General features: G+C 72.4%; 12 protein-coding genes. 11 read left to right on the forward strand and 1 reads right to left on the reverse strand.

Features of this window, described 5'->3' with window-relative positions; genetic code table 11:
- Positions 1-10 precede the first annotated feature (10 nt).
- The 6 genes from iolB to ACFY9S_RS11395 all read left to right on the forward strand — a co-directional run bounded on the left by iolB (position 11) and on the right by ACFY9S_RS11395 (position 9443).
- Entirely contained in the window at positions 11-904 is an 894-nt protein-coding gene (gene iolB / locus ACFY9S_RS11370; protein ID WP_391125840.1) for a 5-deoxy-glucuronate isomerase, read from the forward strand.
- Positions 901-2775, forward strand: a complete 1875-nt coding sequence (iolD, locus tag ACFY9S_RS11375) for a 3D-(3,5/4)-trihydroxycyclohexane-1,2-dione acylhydrolase (decyclizing) (RefSeq protein ID WP_391125843.1) — start codon at positions 901-903, stop codon at positions 2773-2775. Before iolB ends, iolD begins: the two co-directional genes overlap by 4 nt.
- A gap of 41 nt (positions 2776-2816) precedes the next feature.
- Positions 2817-4310, forward strand: a complete 1494-nt coding sequence (locus ACFY9S_RS11380; protein WP_391125846.1) for a CoA-acylating methylmalonate-semialdehyde dehydrogenase — start codon at positions 2817-2819, stop codon at positions 4308-4310.
- A 22-nt stretch (positions 4311-4332) separates the two neighbouring features.
- The gene (locus ACFY9S_RS11385; protein ID WP_391125849.1) at positions 4333-5118 is read left to right on the forward strand and encodes a UTRA domain-containing protein; all 786 of its coding nucleotides are present in this window, start codon (positions 4333-4335) and stop codon (positions 5116-5118) included.
- Positions 5119-5195: 77 nt separating this feature from the next.
- Positions 5196-6293 (forward strand): UDP-glucose 4-epimerase GalE, encoded by a 1098-nt coding sequence (gene galE / locus ACFY9S_RS11390; RefSeq protein WP_391125852.1) that lies wholly within the window; start codon positions 5196-5198, stop codon positions 6291-6293.
- Between the two features lie 6 nt (positions 6294-6299).
- Positions 6300-9443, forward strand: coding sequence for an EAL domain-containing protein (locus ACFY9S_RS11395; RefSeq protein ID WP_391125856.1), 3144 nt, complete (start codon positions 6300-6302; stop codon positions 9441-9443).
- Between the two features lie 49 nt (positions 9444-9492).
- Here ACFY9S_RS11395 and ACFY9S_RS11400 read toward each other — a convergent pair whose 3' ends face one another.
- Complete coding sequence (locus ACFY9S_RS11400; protein ID WP_391125859.1) at positions 9493-11301, reverse strand: glycoside hydrolase family 15 protein; 1809 nt, start codon at positions 11299-11301, stop codon at positions 9493-9495.
- A gap of 192 nt (positions 11302-11493) precedes the next feature.
- Between ACFY9S_RS11400 and ACFY9S_RS11405 the strand changes: the two genes are divergently transcribed.
- The 5 genes from ACFY9S_RS11405 to ACFY9S_RS11425 are packed head-to-tail and all read left to right on the forward strand — an operon-like array spanning position 11494 to position 16794.
- Positions 11494-12321: a glycosyltransferase gene (locus ACFY9S_RS11405; protein WP_391125862.1), complete on the forward strand. Its 828-nt coding sequence runs from the start codon at positions 11494-11496 to the stop codon at positions 12319-12321.
- Positions 12318-13604 carry a glycosyltransferase gene (locus tag ACFY9S_RS11410; RefSeq protein ID WP_391125865.1) on the forward strand — a complete coding sequence of 429 codons (1287 nt, stop codon included), beginning with the start codon at positions 12318-12320 and terminating at the stop codon, positions 13602-13604. Before ACFY9S_RS11405 ends, ACFY9S_RS11410 begins: the two co-directional genes overlap by 4 nt.
- Before the next feature lie 9 nt (positions 13605-13613).
- The gene (locus ACFY9S_RS11415) at positions 13614-14999 is read left to right on the forward strand and encodes a lipopolysaccharide biosynthesis protein (protein ID WP_391125868.1); all 1386 of its coding nucleotides are present in this window, start codon (positions 13614-13616) and stop codon (positions 14997-14999) included.
- Positions 14996-15973 (forward strand): glycosyltransferase, encoded by a 978-nt coding sequence (locus ACFY9S_RS11420; RefSeq protein WP_391125870.1) that lies wholly within the window; start codon positions 14996-14998, stop codon positions 15971-15973. The genes ACFY9S_RS11415 and ACFY9S_RS11420 overlap by 4 nt, the downstream gene beginning before the upstream one ends.
- Complete coding sequence (locus tag ACFY9S_RS11425) at positions 15970-16794, forward strand: polysaccharide deacetylase family protein (RefSeq protein ID WP_391125873.1); 825 nt, start codon at positions 15970-15972, stop codon at positions 16792-16794. Before ACFY9S_RS11420 ends, ACFY9S_RS11425 begins: the two co-directional genes overlap by 4 nt.
- Positions 16795-16800: the final 6 nt, after the last annotated feature.

Here is a 16800-nt window from a genome sequence, read left to right on the forward strand (position 1 = left end):
GGAGGATGCAATGACGTACCACCTTCCCGCCGGCAAGGCCCTCGGCGGCCCCTACACCGTCGACGTCACACCCGAGAAGGCCGGCTGGGGCCACTCCAGCCTGCGGGTCCTGGAGCTGCCGCCCGGCGGCGCGCACTCCTTCGACACCGGTGACAGCGAGTGGATCGTCGTCCCGCTGAGCGGCGGCTGCACGGTCGCCGCCGGGGACGACTTCGGCCAGGAGACCTTCGAACTCCAGGGCCGTGCCGATGTGTTCAGCGGTGTCAGTGACTTCGCGTACGTGCCGCGCGACGCCCGGGTCACCGTGACGTCCACCGGGGGCGGCCGGTTCGCGCTGACCGGCGCGCGCTGCACCCGCCGGCTGCCCGCCCGCTACGGCCCGGCCTCCGAGGTGCCCGTGGAGCTGCGGGGCACCGGGAACTGCTCCCGGCAGGTCAACAACTTCGGCGCGGCCGGGGTCTTCGAGTGCGACAAGCTCATCGCGGTCGAGGTGATCACCCCGGGCGGCAACTGGTCGTCGTTCCCGCCGCACAAGCACGACGAGCACCGGCCGGGCGAGGAGTCCGTGCTGGAGGAGATCTACTACTTCGAGTTCGCCGGCCACGACGGCATCCCCGGCCTCGGCTACCAGCGCGTCTCCCCGTCCGGCCCGGGCCGCGAGACCGACGTGCTGGCGGAGGTCCGCGACGGTGACGTCGTCCTGATCCCCGACGGCTGGCACGGGCCGTCCATGGCCACGCCCGGCCACCACATGTACTACCTCAACGTCATGGCGGGCCCGGAGGCCGAGCGCGCCTGGCTGATCTGCGACCACCCCGACCACGCCTGGGTCCGCGGCACCTGGCCCGACCAGCCGGTCGACCCCCGCCTCCCCCTCTACACCGCCCCGGAGACCTCCGTATGAGCGCCCCCACCCGCAGACTGACGACCGCCCAGGCGCTGGTCCGGTTCCTGTCCGCCCAGTACACCGAGCGGGACGGCGTGCGGCGCCGGCTGATCGCCGGGACCTGGGGCATCTTCGGCCATGGCAACGTTGCCGGGGTCGGCCAGGCGCTGCTGGAGGCGGGTGAGGAGGTCATGCCGTTCCACCAGGGCCGCAACGAGCAGTCCATGGTGCACGCGGCCGTCGGCTACGCCCGGCAGCTGAACCGCCTCTCCGCCCAGGCGGTGACGACCTCGATCGGCCCGGGCGCCACCAACCTGGTCACCGGTGCCGCCCTGGCGACGATCAACCGCCTGCCGGTGCTGCTGCTGCCCGGCGACTACTTCGCCTCGCACGCCCCCGATCCGCTGCTCCAGCAGCTGGAGCACCCGGTCGAGGCCGATGTGTCGGTCAACGACACGCTGCGCCCGGTGTCGAGGTACTTCGACCGGATCACCCGCCCCGAGGCGCTGATCCCCTCGGCGCTGCAGGCGATGCGGGTGCTGGCCGACCCGGCCGAGACCGGCGCCGTCACCCTCGCTCTGCCCCAGGACGTGCAGGCGGAGGCGTACGACTGGCCGGAGGAGTTCTTCGCCGAGCGCGTCTGGTACGTACGGCGTCCCGCACCGGACCCGGTGGAACTGTCGGCCGCGGTCGAGGCGATCCGGTCGGCCGAGCGGCCGCTGATCGTGGCGGGCGGCGGCGTCCACCACAGCGAGGCCGAGGCGGCGCTCAAGGCGTTCGTGGAGGCCACCGGCATCCCGGTCGCCTCCACCCAGGCCGGCAAGGGCTCCCTGCGCCACGACCACCCCGCCGACCTCGGCGGCATCGGCCACACCGGGACGGCGGTCAGCGACGAACTCGCCCGCACCGCCGACCTGGTGATCGGCGTCGGCACCCGGTACACCGACTTCACCACCGCCTCCGGCACGCTCTTCCAGAACCCTGACGTGCGGTTCCTCAACCTCAACATCACCGGCTTCGACGCGCACAAGCTGGCGGCGCGGACGCTGGTGTGCGACGCGCGGTCCGGCCTGGAGAGGCTGCTGGAGGCGCTCTCGGGCCACCGCGTGAGCGAGGCGTACGAGGCCGGGTACCGCGCCGGCAAGGACCGCTGGGAGGAGGTCGTCGAGGCCGCCTACCGGGCCGGCGACGAGAACGCGGTCCCGACGCAGACGCAGGTGCTCGGCGCGCTGGACGCGGCCGTCGGCGACGACGACGTGGTGATCAACGCGGCCGGTTCGCTCCCCGGCGACCTGCACAAACTGTGGCGCTCGCGCAGCCCGCGCCAGTACCACCTGGAGTACGGCTACTCCTGCATGGGCTACGAGATCCCGGCCGGCATCGGCGTCCAGCAGGCCGCCCCGGGCACCCCGGTGTGGGCGCTGGTCGGTGACGGCACCTACCTGATGATGCCGACGGAGATCGTCACGGCCGTCCAGGAGGGCCTGCCGCTCAACATCGTCCTCATCCAGAACCACGGCTACGCCTCCATCGGCGGTCTGTCGCAGGAGACCGGCGGCGAGCGGTTCGGCACCGCGTACCGCTTCCGGGCCCCCGACGGCACCTTCACCGGCGCCCCGCTGCCCGTCGACCTGGCCGCCAACGCCGCCAGCCTCGGTATGGAGGTGCTGCGCGCCAAGACCGTGCGTGAGCTGCGCGAGGCGCTCGCAGCGGCCCGTGCCTCGGACCGGCCGACGTGCGTGTACGTCGAGACCGACCCGACGCCCACCGCTCCCCCGGCCGAGGCCTGGTGGGACGTGCCGGTGGCCGAGACCGCCTCCCGCGAGGCGGCCGTCGAGGCCCGCGAGCGCTACGACCGCCAGGTGGCGGACCGCCGCCGCCACCTCTGAACTCCCCCTGAACTCAAGCTTCACGAAAGGCCCCCCGCACCATGAAGACCATCACCCACTGGATCGACGGCAAGCCCGTCGAGGGCACCTCCGGCCGCTTCGGCCCCGTCTACAACCCGGCGACCGGCACCCAGGAGAAGCAGGTCGCGTTCGCGTCCGTCGACGAGGTCGACACCGCGGTCGCCTCCGCCAGGGCCGCCTTCGAGCACTGGGGCGAGTCCTCCCTGGCCAAGCGCACGGCGATCCTGTTCAAGTACCGCGAGCTGCTCGACGCCCACCGCGACGAGATCGCCGCGCTGATCACCGCCGAGCACGGCAAGGTGCACTCCGACGCGCTCGGCGAGGTCGCGCGCGGCATGGAGATCGTGGAGCTGGCGTGCGGGATCTCCGTCCAGCTCAAGGGCGAGCTGTCGACCCAGGTGTCCACCCGGGTCGACGTGGCCTCGATCCGCCAGCCGCTGGGCGTGGTCGCGGGCATCACGCCGTTCAACTTCCCGGCGATGGTGCCGATGTGGATGTTCCCGCTGGCCATCGCCTGCGGCAACACGTTCGTGCTGAAGCCGTCCGAGAAGGACCCGTCGGCCTCCCTCAGGCTCGCCGAGCTGGCCACCGAGGCCGGTCTGCCGGAGGGAGTCCTGAACGTCGTGCAGGGCGACAAGACGGCCGTGGACCGCATCCTGGAGCACCCGGACATCGAGGCGGTGTCCTTCGTCGGCTCGACGCCGATCGCCAAGTACATCCAGTTGAAGGCCGTCGAGCACGGCAAGCGGGTGCAGGCCCTGGGCGGCGCCAAGAACCACATGCTGGTGCTGCCCGACGCCGACCTGGAACTCGCCGCCGACCAGGCGATCAACGCCGCGTACGGCTCGGCGGGCGAGCGCTGCATGGCCGTGTCGGTGGTCGTGGCCGTCGGTGACATCGGCGACGAGCTGGTCGGCAAGATCGCCGAGCGGGCGAAGAACCTGACGATCGGCCCCGGCGACGACCCGGCCTCCGAGATGGGCCCGCTGATCACCCGCGAGCACCGCGACAAGGTGGCGTCCTACGTGGCGTCGGCCGCCGAGCAGGGCGCCGAGGTCGTGGTCGACGGCACGGGCTTCTCGGTGGACGGCCACGAGAACGGCTTCTTCCTCGGCGTCTCCCTGCTGGACCGGGTGCCGCTGACGGCGGACGCGTACCAGGACGAGATCTTCGGCCCGGTGCTGGCGGTCGTTCGGACGGAGACGTACGAGGAGGCCATCCGGCTGATCAACTCCTCCCGCTGGGGCAACGGCACCGCGATCTTCACCCGCGACGGCGGCGCCGCCCGCCGCTTCCAGCTGGAGGTCAAGGCGGGCATGGTCGGCGTGAACGTCCCGATCCCGGTCCCCGTCGGCTACCACTCCTTCGGCGGCTGGAAGGACTCCCTCTTCGGCGACCTGCACATCTACGGCAACGACGGCATCGCCTTCTACACCCAGGGCAAGGTCATCACCACCCGCTGGCCGGACCCGGCCGACGGCGGTATCAACCTCGGCTTCCCGAGCAACTCCTGACACCCGGAGGGGGGGTTCATCCATGGCGAAGACCGGTGACCGGGCCCGCACCAAGGCGGCCTCCGCGCTCGGCTCGCTGGACTTCGCCCTGGACCGGGGCAGCCCCGTGCCGCTCTACCACCAGCTCGCGCAGCAGCTGGAGGCGGCGATCGGGCACGGGGTCCTCGCCCCGGGGAACCTCCTGGGCAACGAGGTCGACCTGTCCGTGCGCCTCGGCCTGTCCCGCCCCACCGTCCGCCAGGCCATCCAGTCCCTCGTCGACAAGGGGCTGCTGGTCCGGCGGCGCGGGGTGGGCACGCAGGTGGTGCACAGCCAGGTCAGACGCCCACTGGAACTGAGCAGCCTCTACGACGACCTGGAGACGGCGGGGCAGGGGCCGGCCACCGAGGTCGTGCGCAACGAGGTCGTCCCGGCCCCCTGCGACGTGGCCGCCGCCCTGGGGGTGCCGGAGGGCAGCGAGGTGACCGTCCTGGACCGGCTGCGCCTCACCCACGGCCGGCCGGTGGCGCTGCTCCGCAACCACCTGCCGGTGCACCTGCTGGACCTCGACAGCGCTCGCCTGGAGTCGACCGGCCTGTACCGCGTGATGCGCTCCGCGGGCATCACGCTGCACAGCGCCCGCCAGACCGTGGGCGCCCGCGCGGCCACGGCGCAGGAGGCGGCCCGCCTGGACGAGTCGGAAGGGGCGGCGCTGCTCACGATGCGGCGCACGGCGTACGACGACACGGGGCGGCCGGTCGAGTACGGAACGCACATCTACCGGGCCTCGCTCTACACGTTCGACTTCCAGTTGCTGGTGAGGCCTTGACCCACCCACGCATTCGGGTGCAAAGTCGTACATATACACCGTAAACATACGGTGCCACCCGATGCGAGAGTGCTGGCATGGCCCGCAGGCAGCAGTCGACGAACGCGCGAGGAGCCGGCTCCTCGTGGGCGCCCTCGACTGTCCTCGTCACCGGCGGGGCCGGTTTCATCGGCAGCCACACCTGTGTGGAACTGCTGGACCACGGCTACGAAGTGATCGTGGTCGACGACTACTCCAACAGCACACCGCAGGTCTTCGCCCGGGTGGAACGGATCGCCGGCCGCTTCGTCGGCGCCGTCTACGAGCTGGACATCCGTGATCGGCACGCCCTCTCGGCCGTTTTCGACCGACACTCCGTGGACGCCGTCGTGCACTTTGCCGCGCACAAGGCGGGGGGCCTGTCGACACGGATGCCCGTCACGTACTACGACACCAACGTCGGCGGCACCACCGCCCTGCTGCGGACCATGCACGAGCACGGGGTGCACCGGCTCCTCTACGCGTCCTCCTGCTGGCTCTACGGCGACTCCGGAGGCGGCCCGCTCGACGAGAACGCCCGGATCCGGCCCGGGACGCCGTACGCGGCCTCCAAGTGGATGTGCGAACAGATCCTCGCGGACGTGTGCCACCGTCATCCCGAGTACACCGTGCTGAGCCTGCGCTACCCCGTCCCTGCCGGGGCCCACCCCAGCGGACTCATCGGCGAGGACCCGCGCCACACCGAGAACCTGCTGCCGCACCTCGCCCAGGTGGCTGTCGGCCGACGCGACAAACTCTCCGTCTACGGTGACGACTACCCGACCCGCGACGGCACCGGGGTCCGGGACTATCTGCACGTCATGGACGCCGTCGAGGCGCACCGCGTCGCGCTGGACCACCTGGCAGGCCCGCCGGGCATGCAGGTGTACAACCTGGGGGCGGGCGCGGGAAGTTCGGTCCTCGACGTCATCGCGGCGTTCTCCCGGGCCAGCGGCAGGTCGATTCCGTACGACATCGCGCCGCGCCGGCCCGGAGACGTCGCCGAGCTGGTCGCCGACGCGACGGCCGTGGGGCGCGCCTGGGGCTGGCATCCCACCCGGGATCTCGCCGACGTGTGCCTGGACGCCTGGCGCTTCCAGCGGCTCAACCCGCACGGTTACGACGACACCGCGCGGCGGCCGGAGACGAAGGAGTAGGCCGCCGTGCGGGCCCCGCGGACCGGCAGAGGCGGCCCGGCCCGACGCCTGTCGGCCGGCTACCTCGTGCTGGTCGTGATCCTCACTGTTCCGTACCTGTCCGTTCCCGCCCTGCGTACGCCGCTGTGGGCCCTCATCGGGGTGGCCGGGACCGCGGCCGTCCTGACCGGGGTGCGGGTCCATCACCCCCCTCGGGTCCGGCCGTGGCTGCTGCTCGCCGCCGGGCTGCTGGCCTTCACCGCGGGCGGCATCTTCTCCCACGCGCAGGAGGCCTACTTCTCCGCGTCGAACCCGTTCCCGTCCCCGGCGGACGCCTGCCGGCTCGCCGTGTTCCCACTGATCGCCATGGGCCTGACCGGTCTGCTGCGCTACCGCTGGACGGGCCGTGACCTGCCCGGTCTGCTCGACGCCGTGGTCATCACCGGCGGGCTCGCGCTGCCGGTGTGGGTCTACCTGGTGCAGCCTCTGGCCCGGCAGGAAAACCTGACCTGGCAGCAGCGTGCGCTCAGCGTCGCCCTTCCGCTCGGGGACATCCTGGTGCTGGCCCTGCTGGTCCGGTTGCTCTCACGCTGCCCCGCCGCCGGCGCCGACCGGGCCGGCCGACTGCTCGTCCTGGGCGCGCTCACCCTGCTCGGCTTCGACATCGCGCAGGGTGTCCTGCGGCTCAACGGCTCCTGGCAGGCGGGCACGCTGCCGGACTTCGGAGGCATCGCGTTCTGCACCGCCTGGGGCCTGGCCGCACTGCACCCCTCGATGGCCCGGGTGACCGCCCCCGACTCGCCGCCCCAGTCGCTGCTGCCGCCCCGCCGCCGGCTGCTGCTGCTCGCCGCCGCGACCCTGGTCCCTCCCGTGATCCTCACTCACGAGGAGAGCGACGGCCTGGACTACGACGCGACGGTGCTGGCCGCGTTCTCCGGCGCGCTGTTCCTGCTGGTGATCTTCCGGCTCACACTGATGGTCGTCGCCCACCGCAGGGCCATGACGCGGGAGCTGGCCCTGCGCACCGCGGCCGCCTCTTTGATGGGGGCCTTCTGGCCGGAGGAGATCGCGCGGGCCTGCGACACGGCGGTCACGTCCCTGTTCGGGTCGCAGCGCCGGCATCTCACCCTCCTGCTGTCGGCCGGAGAGGCCCGGGACCTGTACGCCCGGCTGGAGCGCCGCCCCGCCGGGGCCGACGACGCCGGCGCGCGGGGCGGGCCCGCCGCGGTGGCCCGCAGCCGCACGGTCATCGTCCCGTCCGCCGTGCTGGGGCCAGAGCTCGCCGCCCGGCTCGGCACGCTGCCGGCCGCCCTGCTCTGCCCCTTGGTCCAGCCTGAGCAGCCGGCCGGCGGCGAGCTCCCGGGAGCGCTGGTGGCGGCCGGCTCCGAGCGGCAACTCGTCGAGATGCGGGGGTCCTTGGAGCTGCTCGCCTCGCAAGCGGGGCTCACGACGGAACGCATCGCGCTGCGACGGGAGGTCATTCGCAAGGAGAGCGAGGCCTACTTCCGCACCCTGGTGCACAACGCCTCGGACGTCATCCTCATCGTCGACGACGACACCACCGTCCGCTACGCCAGCCCGTCCGCGGCGACCGTGTTCGGCCGTACCGAACTCACCGGGACACGGCTGCCCGACCTGGTGGATCCCCGGGAACGGGACCGGGCCGCGCGGACCCTCGCGGCCACGGGCGACAACGGCCCGCAGGAAGCGCACGACACCTGGCTGGTGCTCCGGGACACGGACCGTATCGAGGTGGAGGTGCGCTGCCGCGACCTGCGCCGGGACCCGACCGTGGGCGGCCTGGTCGTCACCCTGCGGGACGTCACCGAGCAGCGTCAGCTGGAGCACGAACTCACCCGGAGGGCCTTCCACGACTCCCTGACCGGCCTGCCCAACCGCGCTCTGCTGCTGGAGCGGACCGAACGCGCACTGCGCCGCGGCCACCGGGAGTCGACGACCACCTGTCTGCTCTTCGTCGACCTGGACGACTTCAAGATCGTCAACGACACGCTCGGCCACTCGGTCGGCGACCGGCTGCTGTGTGCCGTGGCCGAGCGCCTGTCGGGGACGCTGCGCCGTACCGACACCGCGGCGCGGCTCGGCGGCGACGAGTTCGCCGTGCTGATCGAGAACGCGGAGCAGCCACTCGACGCCGAAGTGCTGGCCGCCCACGTGGTCCGGACGCTGAGCCGGCCGTTCCATCTGGACGCGGAGACGGTGAGCGTCTCGGCCAGCGTGGGCGTGGCCACGGCGGAGGACAGCACGAACGCCGGGGACCTGCTGGCACTGGCCGACCTGGCCCTCTACGCGGCCAAGACGTCCGGCAAGCGCACCTGGCGCCGGTTCCGGCCCCAGCAGCGGATTCGTGTGGTGGAGCGGCACGAGCTGCAGGCTCGGCTCGACCGGGCCGTCAGCAAGGAGCAGTTCGGCGTGCGCTATCAGCCGGTGGTGGACATCGCGCGCGGCGACGTCGTGGGTTTCGAGGCCCTGGTCCGCTGGCCGGAGCTCGGTTCCGATCCGGTACCTCCCGGGCAGTTCATCCCGCTCGCCGAGGAGACCGGGCACATCTCGGCGCTGGGCGCCTGGGTGCTGCGCAGGGCCACGGCCGACCTCGCCCGGCTCCAGCACCGCACGCCGGGGTTCGACCCGCCGTACCTCAGCGTCAACGTGTCGGCCCGGCAATGGCGGGACACCAGCTTCCTGGACGAGGTGTGCACCGCCCTGGACACCACCGGCCTCGCCGCGGGCACCCTGCAGCTGGAACTCACCGAGTCGGTGCTCATGCGGCGGACCGAGCAGATCGACGCCCAGATCCAGGCGCTGAAGGAACGCGGGGTGCGCATCGCGGTCGACGACTTCGGCACCGGGTTCTCCTCGCTCCGCTATCTCCGTGACTTCCCCATCGACGTACTGAAGATCGACAAGTCGTTCATCGACGGCATCCCGCAGGACCCCCAGCAGGTGGCCCTGGTCGAGGGCATCGTCCATCTCGCCGACACCCTGGGCCTCCAGGTGATCGCCGAGGGCATCGAGGAGGAGCCGCAGCAGGAACTGCTGGCGGACATCGGATGCCGGTACGGGCAGGGATTCCTGTTCGCCCGTCCCTTGACGCTGGAGCAGGGCGAGGCCGTGCTGCGGCAGCGGAACGACGGTCGGCGGGCGGCCGGTTGAGGACGAGGACCGCCGGCTTCACCACTCGGGCCCCCCGACTTCGCCGGCTTCACCACCGGGCCCCCGGACTTCGCCGGCTCCACAGGGACGCCGGTGACAGTCCGAACGCCGTCTCCACCAGCGCGATGTGGCTGAACGCCTTGGGCGCGTTGCCCAGTTGGCGGCCCGCGACCGGGTCCCACTGTTCGGCCAGCAGACCGACGTCGTTGCGGGTGGCGAGGACCCGTTCGAAGGCCTCCTGGGCCTGCCGGCGATGCCCTGTGGCGGCGAGGGCGTCGGCGTACCAGAGGGAGCAGGAGACGAACGTGCCCTCCGCGTCGTCCGGTTCTCCCGGCCCGGCGCCCTGTGTGTACCGCCGGACGAACCCCCCGTGATCGAGCCGGCTCAGTGCGCGCACGGTGGCAGTCACCCGCTCGTCGCGGGCGGGCAGGAACCCGACCCGGGGGATGAGCAGCGCCGAGGCGTCCAGGCCGGGCGCGCCGTAGGACTGCACGAAGGACCGCTGGGCGGTGTCCCAGCCCTCCCGGCAGACCTCCCGGTGCACCTCGTCGCGCATGGCCCGCCACTGCCCGGAGGAGCCGTTGCGCCCGAGCAGCTCGCCCATGCGCAGGGCGCGGTCGGCGGCCACCCACGTCATGACCTTGGAGTGCACGAACTGCCGTCGCCGGCCGCCCACCTGCCACAGGCCCTGGTCCGGTTCGCGCCAGTGCCGCAGCAGGAATCCCATGAGCGACTCGACCAGCTCCCACACGTGGGCCGGCATCGGGATCCCGGCGCGCAGCGACAGCCACAGCGTGTCCATGACTTCGCCGTACAGGTCCAGCTGGAAGCAGCTGACCGCCGAGGTCCCGAACCGCACGGGCCGGGAGCCCTCGTACCCGGGCAGCCAGGGCGCCTCGGTCTCGGGCAGCAACCGCTGCCCCTTGACGCCGTAGACCGTCTGCAGGTCGGCGGGATCACCGGCGACGGCCCGCACCAGCCAGTCCAGCCAGGCCGTGGCCTCGTCCCGGTATCCACTGCGCAGCAGGCAGGACAGGGTCCGGCTGGAGTCGCGCAGCCAGCAGAACCGGTAGTCCCAGTTGCTCTCACCGCCGATGTTTCCGGGCAGCGAGGTGGTGGGGGCGGCGACGATGCCGCCCGTGGGGGCGTAGGTGAGGGCCTTGAGGGTGATGAGGGAACGCACCACCGCGTCCCGCCACGGTCCCTGGTAGCGGCACTGGGCGGCCCAGCGACGCCAGAAGTCGACGGTCTCCTTCACGGCGGTCTCCGCCGGGACGGACATGGGCGAGGGAGGGGCGGTGCGGTGCGAGGGGGTCCACCCCAGGGTGAGGGCCAGCCGGCGCCCGGCCGTGACGGTGAATTCCCAGACGGTGGCGTCCTGGTCGCCCCGGTCCCGCACCTGGCCTTCGGCGCCGAGCCAGACGGCGTCCGGGCCGGCGACCGCGACGGTGCAGTGGCCGACGTCCCGGACCCAGGGCACGATCCGGCCCTGGTGGAAGCGGAGCCGCAGGTCGCTGCGCAGGTCCACGGTGCCCGAGAGGCCCTCGACGAGCCGGACGATACAGGGCACGTCGGCCCGCGGAGGCATGAGGTCGGTGACGCGCACCGTCCCCGTGGGGGTCTCCCACACGGAGTCGAGGACCAGCGTGTCGGCGCGGTAGGAGCGGCGCGTGCACAGGCCGCCGGAGACGGGGGCCAGACCCCAGTGTCCGTTGTCCTCGGTGCCCAGCAGGGCCGCCAGGCAGGCCGGGGAGTCGAAGCGCGGCAGGCAGAGCCAGTCGATCGACCCGTCCCGGCCGACCATGGCGGCCGTCTCCAGATCGCTGACGAGGGCGTATTCCTCGATGGATGCATTCATGATCGGGGGCTACGCCGTCGTGCACTTTGCCTCCTTCCACCGTAACGCGGACAAAGCGCACCGCACAGGCCTCCCCGGCCACGGATAACGCGCAGCTCTTGACCGCGGGGACAAAAGGGGCAAGATGTACGTATACGGCGTAAATATATGGCGTCTCCTCCACGGGAACGCTCCACCGGAAGACACGGCATCATGAAAAACACGCACTACCCGACCGAGCACCCCTCCTTCGTCGCCCAGGCCGACGGCAACGGCTCCGGCCACACCGACCGGGCCGCGCACCCGCTGCGCCGGGCCGGGGACCGCCCGCCGGCCCGCGCCACCGTGAGCCTGGTCGTCCCCGCCCGCAACGAGGCGCGCAACATCCCCTGGGTCTTCGAGCAGATCCCGGAATGCGTCGACGAGGTCATCCTGGTCGACGGGGACTCCGTCGACTGCACCGTGCACATGGCGACCCGGTGCCTGCCGACCGTCCGCCACGTCGAGCAGAGCGGCCCGGGCAAGGGCAACGCCCTGCGCACCGGCTTCCTCTCCGCGACCGGCGACCACATCGTGATGATGGACGCGGACGGCAGCATGCTGCCCGGAGAGATCCCGCACTACCTGCACTTCCTCGACAACGGCTTCGACTTCGTCAAGGGCTCCCGGTTCATCGCGGGCGGCGGCTCCCTCGACATCACCCGCATCCGGCGGCTCGGCAACCAGGTGCTGCTCACCGCCGTGAACCACCTCTACGACGCCAAGCTGACGGACCTGTGCTACGGGTTCTGCGCCTTCCGCCGCGACTTCCTCGACGACCTCGACCTGCACTCCTCGGGGTTCGAGATCGAGACCGAGATGATCGCGCACGCCCTGCGTTCGGGACTGCGCATCGCCGAGGTCCCCAGCCTCGAACTGCCCCGCCGCAGCGGACGTTCCAACCTGCACGCGATCTCGGACGGCCGCCGGGTGCTGCGCACCCTGCTGTCCGAGCGGCCCGGGGCCCGGCCCGCCGCACGGGCCGCGGGGAGTCCGGCATGAGTGTCACCCGGCGTCCGGCCGCAGCTTCCCGCCCTCCGGCGAGGGACCCGGGCCCGGCCGGACCCGCGTACGCGCCGGTCGCGGTCGTCGACATGGATCTGACGCGGCCCTACGAGTTCCGCCGGCCCGGGGGCCCGGGACCGGTCCGCCCGACGGCGCCGGTGCTGGCCCTGGTGCGGCTGCGCGGCCGTCCCCTGGGACTGGTCACGGCAGCCGGCGAAGGAGGCGGCGCGCCCGAGGACCTGTGGCGGTCGGCGGCGGACACGGCACGGCAGCGGTTCCTGCTCCCGCGCGGGGTGAATCCCACCCGGGCGCCCGTGCTCGCACCGCCGTCCATGAGCGTGATCATCGCGACGCACAACCGGCCACGGATGCTCCGGGAGTGCCTGAACTCCCTGCTGCGGGTGGACTATCCGCACTTCGAGGTGATCGTCGTGGACAACGCCCCGGCCGACGACTCGGCCGAACGGCTGGTCCGCGACGCGTACGGGGGCCGGGTCCGCTACGTCCGGGAGCCGGCGGCCGGCCTGGCCCACGCGCACAACCGGGGTCTGGCCGCCGCCCGCGGCGAGATCGCCGCCTTCACCGACGACGACACCCTGGTCGATCCGGGCTGGCTCGGCGCGATCGCGGACGGCTTCGGCCAGGACCCCGGAGTCGGCTGCGTCACCGGACTCATCGTCCCGGCCGAACTGGAGACCGCGGCCCAGGCGGCACTGGAGCGCCATGGCGGTTTCGCCAAGGGGTACACACCGCGCACCTGGTCCCTGCGCCACCCGCCGAAGGACCCCCTGTTCCCGTTCACGGCGGGGCGCTTCGGCTCCGGCACCAACATGGCCTTCCGGATGTCCGCGCTGCGGGCGCTGGGCGGCTTCGACCCGGCCACGGGCACCGGAACCCCCGCCCGCGGCGGCGACGACCTGCTCGCCTTCTTCCGGGTCCTGACGGCCGGTCACACCCTGGCCTACCAGCCGGACGCGATCGTCTGGCACCGCCACCGCCGTACGCAAGACGCCCTGGACGCCCAGGCGTTCGGCTACGGTGCCGGGCTCGGCGCGTACCTCACCGGCGCCCTGGTGAACGAGCCCCGCATGATCCCGGCCCTGCTGCGCAGGCTGCCCCGGGGCGTCCGGTACGCGCTGGCCCAGGCGCACAGCACAGCTGAGGCGGACACGACTCGGTCGCGACGGCTCGCCCGCCTGGAACTGCGCGGCCTGCTGTACGGGCCGGTCGGTTACCTGCGCAGCCGCCGACGGAACCACACCGGCAGCGCCGGGGCCTGAGGAGAGACCGTGTACACGACCCAGGAGACAAGGCCCCAGGAGACGGACGACAGGCCCGAGGCCACGGTTGCACCCGGCCGGGGCCGGTCACTGACCACGGCGGTCCGTGCCGGGATCGCCCGGGTCCTGCCCAGCGAGCCGCTGGTGCGCAACGGCCATCTGCTGGCGATCAGTTCCCTGGTCAACGCGGGAGTCGGCGCGATCTTCTGGCTGTTCGCCACCCACTGGTACGACGACGAGGTCGTGGGCGTGAGCTACTCCGCCCTGTCCGCGTCCCTGCTGCTGGCCAACATCGGCCAGCTCAACCTCAACGACTTCCTGATCCGGTTCCTGCCGTGCTCGGGGCGGCAGACCCGCAGACTCCTGCTGACCTGCTACGCGGTGACCGCCTCGTGGAGCGCCCTGGTCTGCCTCGTCTTCGTCCTCCTCGTACCCGCCTTCTCGCCCGAACTGGCCTTCCTGCGGGACCCCCTGGTCGCCGTCTGGTTCGTGGCGGCGACCGCCGCGTACACCATCTTCGTCCTGCAGGACGGGGCGCTGACGGCGATGCGCCGCCCGGGCTGGGTCGTGGCGGAGAACATGGTCTTCGCCTTCGTCAAGATCGCGCTGCTCGCCGGTGGTGCGCTCCTGGTCCTGAAGACCGGAATCCTCCTGTCCTGGGCGGGAGCCCTGCTCGTCTCCCTCCTCGTGGCCAACTACCTCCTGCTGCGACGGGCGGTGCCGCGCCACGAGCGGGAGAACCCGGACGCCGTGCGCCCGCCGCGGCTGCTCAGCTACGCGGCGGCCGACTACACGGGCTCCCTGTTCCGGATGGCCGCCTACACACTCGTGCCCCTGATGGTGCTGAGCGCCCTCGGAGCGAAGCAGAGCGCCTATTTCTCGCTCGCCTGGATCATCGGCTACGTGCTGTTCCTGGTGGTGCGCAACATGGGCAGCTCGCTGGTCGTCGAGGCGGTGCGCCGCCCCGAACGGCTCGCGGAGCACGGGCTGCGGGTACTGCGCCACTCCGGGATGATGCTGGCCGCCGGTGTCGCCGTGATCGTCGCCGCGGCCCCCTGGATCCTGAAGCTGTTCGGGCCCGGCTACGCCGAGAACGGCACCACCCTGCTGCGGCTGCTGGCCCTCTCCGCACTGCCCAACCTGGTGTTCAGCGTGGCCGTGGACGTGCTACGGGCCCGGCGCCGCATGCGCCTGGTGGTAGGGCTCCAGGTCGCCCTGTGCGTGCTGGTGCTGGGCATGGTCCAGCTCCTGCTGCCGGTGTTCGGCGTGACGGGTGCCGGTATCGCCTGGCTGGCGGCCGAGTGCCTGATCGCCGTGCCCCTGCTGATCCGGCGGTCCCGCTGGCTGGTCCCCGCGTCCGGGACGCACCTCACGACCTCCGGGAGAACCTCATGAACAGCGCACCCAGCCTCTCGGTCGTCGTGTGCGCCTACACGCTCGACCGCTGGGAGGATCTGCAGGCCGCCATCACCTCCGTCCAGTCCCAGCGCCGTCCGCCGGACGACGTCGTGCTGGTCGTCGACCACTGCCCGGAACTCCACCGGCTCGCAGGCCGTCTGCTGCACGGTGTCCGGGTGCTGCCCAACCAGCAGCACAAGGGCCTGTCCGGCGCCCGGAACACCGGCGTCGAGGCGGCCGTCGGGGACGTGGTGGCCTTCCTCGACGACGACGCGACCGCCCACCCCTCATGGGCGGACCGTCTGCTGGCCGACTACCGCGACCCCCGGGTCCTCGGAGTCGGCGGGCTCGTCCTCCCCCGGTGGGAGACGGGCCGGCCCGCCTGGTTCCCCCCGGAGTTCGACTGGGTGGTCGGCTGCTCGTACCGCGGTCTGCCCGAAGAGCGCGCGCCGATCCGCAACTTCATCGGGGCCAACATGTCCTTTCGCAAGGACGCTCTCCACGCGGCCGGCGGCTTCCGCACGGACCTGGGGCGGGTGGGCACGCGGCCCCTGGGCTGCGAGGAGACGGAACTGTGCCTGCGCATCAGCTCCCGCCGCCCGGACGCCGTTCTGCTCTACGACCCCTCGGCGGCCGTCCGGCACCGGGTCCCCGCCGCACGCGCCATGTGGTCGTACTTCCGGTCGCGCTGCTACGCCGAAGGACTCTCCAAAGCCCTCGTGGCCCGGTACACCGACGGCCACGGCGCCCTGTCCAGCGAGCGCGCCTACCTCACGTCGACCATCCCCCGGGCCTTCCGTGAGACCCTGCGCCCGGGCCGGCCCGCTCCGGTGCGTACCGCCCTCGCTCTGGCCCTCGGTGTCGGCGCCACCGCCCTCGGATACGTCGTGGGCTCGGTGCGCGCCCGGCGCACCGCCGTCCCCGCCACCGGACCGGTCGACCACGCAGCCGTGAAGGGGAGCCCGGCATGACGTACCAGCCCGTCCCCGTGTTCCTGTACCACTCGGTGTCGGCCGATCCGCCCTCGTGGATCGCCCCGTTCACCGTGTGCCCGCGTGTCTTCGCCGAGCAGCTCGACCTCCTCGCGGACAGCGGTCTCGAGGTCGTCCCGCTGCGGCGCCTGATCGCCGCGCTGCGCGGCGGTCCGCCGCTGCCGGCCCGGTCCGCCGTGCTGACCTTCGACGACGGGTTCGCCGACTTCCACTCCACCGTGGCCCCGCTGCTCGCCGCCCGGGGACTGCCGGCGACCCTCTACGTCACCACCGGTGCGCTGGGCGGCCCGTCCTGGCCCCCGGAGCACGGCAGCCTGCTTCCGCCCGCCCCGATGCTGACCTGGCGTCAGGTACGGGAGCTGGACCCGTTCGTCGAGATCGGTGGGCACACCCGGACCCACCCGCAGCTGGACGTCCTCCGCCGACAGGCCGTCCAGGAGGAGGTCCGGGGGTGCAAGGCCCGTCTCGAGGACGCCCTAGGGCATCCCGTCGATGCCTTCGCCTACCCCCACGGCTACTCCAGCCGTACGGTCCGCCGAGTGGTGGACGAGGCGGGCTGGACCTCGGCCGCGGCCGTCCGGTACGGCCTCAGCTCCGGCGCGGACGAACCTCTGCGCATCGCCCGGCTGATGGTGCGCGCCGACACCTCCCGGGACCGCTTCCTGGCCTGGGCCCAGGGGGCGGGCGCACCCGTGGCCCCGTTTCCCGAGCGGGCCGGCACCAAGGCCTGGCGCGGCTACCGGCGGCTGCGGGCCGGTGTCGGCCACCCCCAGCCGCCGCTGCGCACGCCCGTTCGATGACGGTCC

The organism is Streptomyces sp. NPDC012474 (assembly GCF_042955185.1).
In the GTDB taxonomy this organism is placed as follows: domain Bacteria; phylum Actinomycetota; class Actinomycetes; order Streptomycetales; family Streptomycetaceae; genus Streptomyces; species Streptomyces cahuitamycinicus.

What these genes read in the sequence shown, in the direction of transcription:
- ACFY9S_RS11410 (WP_391125865.1), top strand. Translation starts at nt 12,318, where the DNA reads ATGAGTGTCACCCGGCGTCCGGCCGCAGCTTCCCGCCCTCCGGCGAGG.
- ACFY9S_RS11400 (WP_391125859.1), bottom strand. Translation starts at nt 11,301, where the DNA reads ATGAATGCATCCATCGAGGAATACGCCCTCGTCAGCGATCTGGAGACG.
- ACFY9S_RS11420 (WP_391125870.1), top strand. Translation starts at nt 14,996, where the DNA reads ATGAACAGCGCACCCAGCCTCTCGGTCGTCGTGTGCGCCTACACGCTC.
- iolB (WP_391125840.1), top strand. Translation starts at nt 11, where the DNA reads ATGACGTACCACCTTCCCGCCGGCAAGGCCCTCGGCGGCCCCTACACC.
- ACFY9S_RS11405 (WP_391125862.1), top strand. Translation starts at nt 11,494, where the DNA reads ATGAAAAACACGCACTACCCGACCGAGCACCCCTCCTTCGTCGCCCAG.
- iolD (WP_391125843.1), top strand. Translation starts at nt 901, where the DNA reads ATGAGCGCCCCCACCCGCAGACTGACGACCGCCCAGGCGCTGGTCCGG.
- galE (WP_391125852.1), top strand. Translation starts at nt 5,196, where the DNA reads ATGGCCCGCAGGCAGCAGTCGACGAACGCGCGAGGAGCCGGCTCCTCG.
- ACFY9S_RS11425 (WP_391125873.1), top strand. Translation starts at nt 15,970, where the DNA reads ATGACGTACCAGCCCGTCCCCGTGTTCCTGTACCACTCGGTGTCGGCC.
- ACFY9S_RS11380 (WP_391125846.1), top strand. Translation starts at nt 2,817, where the DNA reads ATGAAGACCATCACCCACTGGATCGACGGCAAGCCCGTCGAGGGCACC.
- ACFY9S_RS11385 (WP_391125849.1), top strand. Translation starts at nt 4,333, where the DNA reads ATGGCGAAGACCGGTGACCGGGCCCGCACCAAGGCGGCCTCCGCGCTC.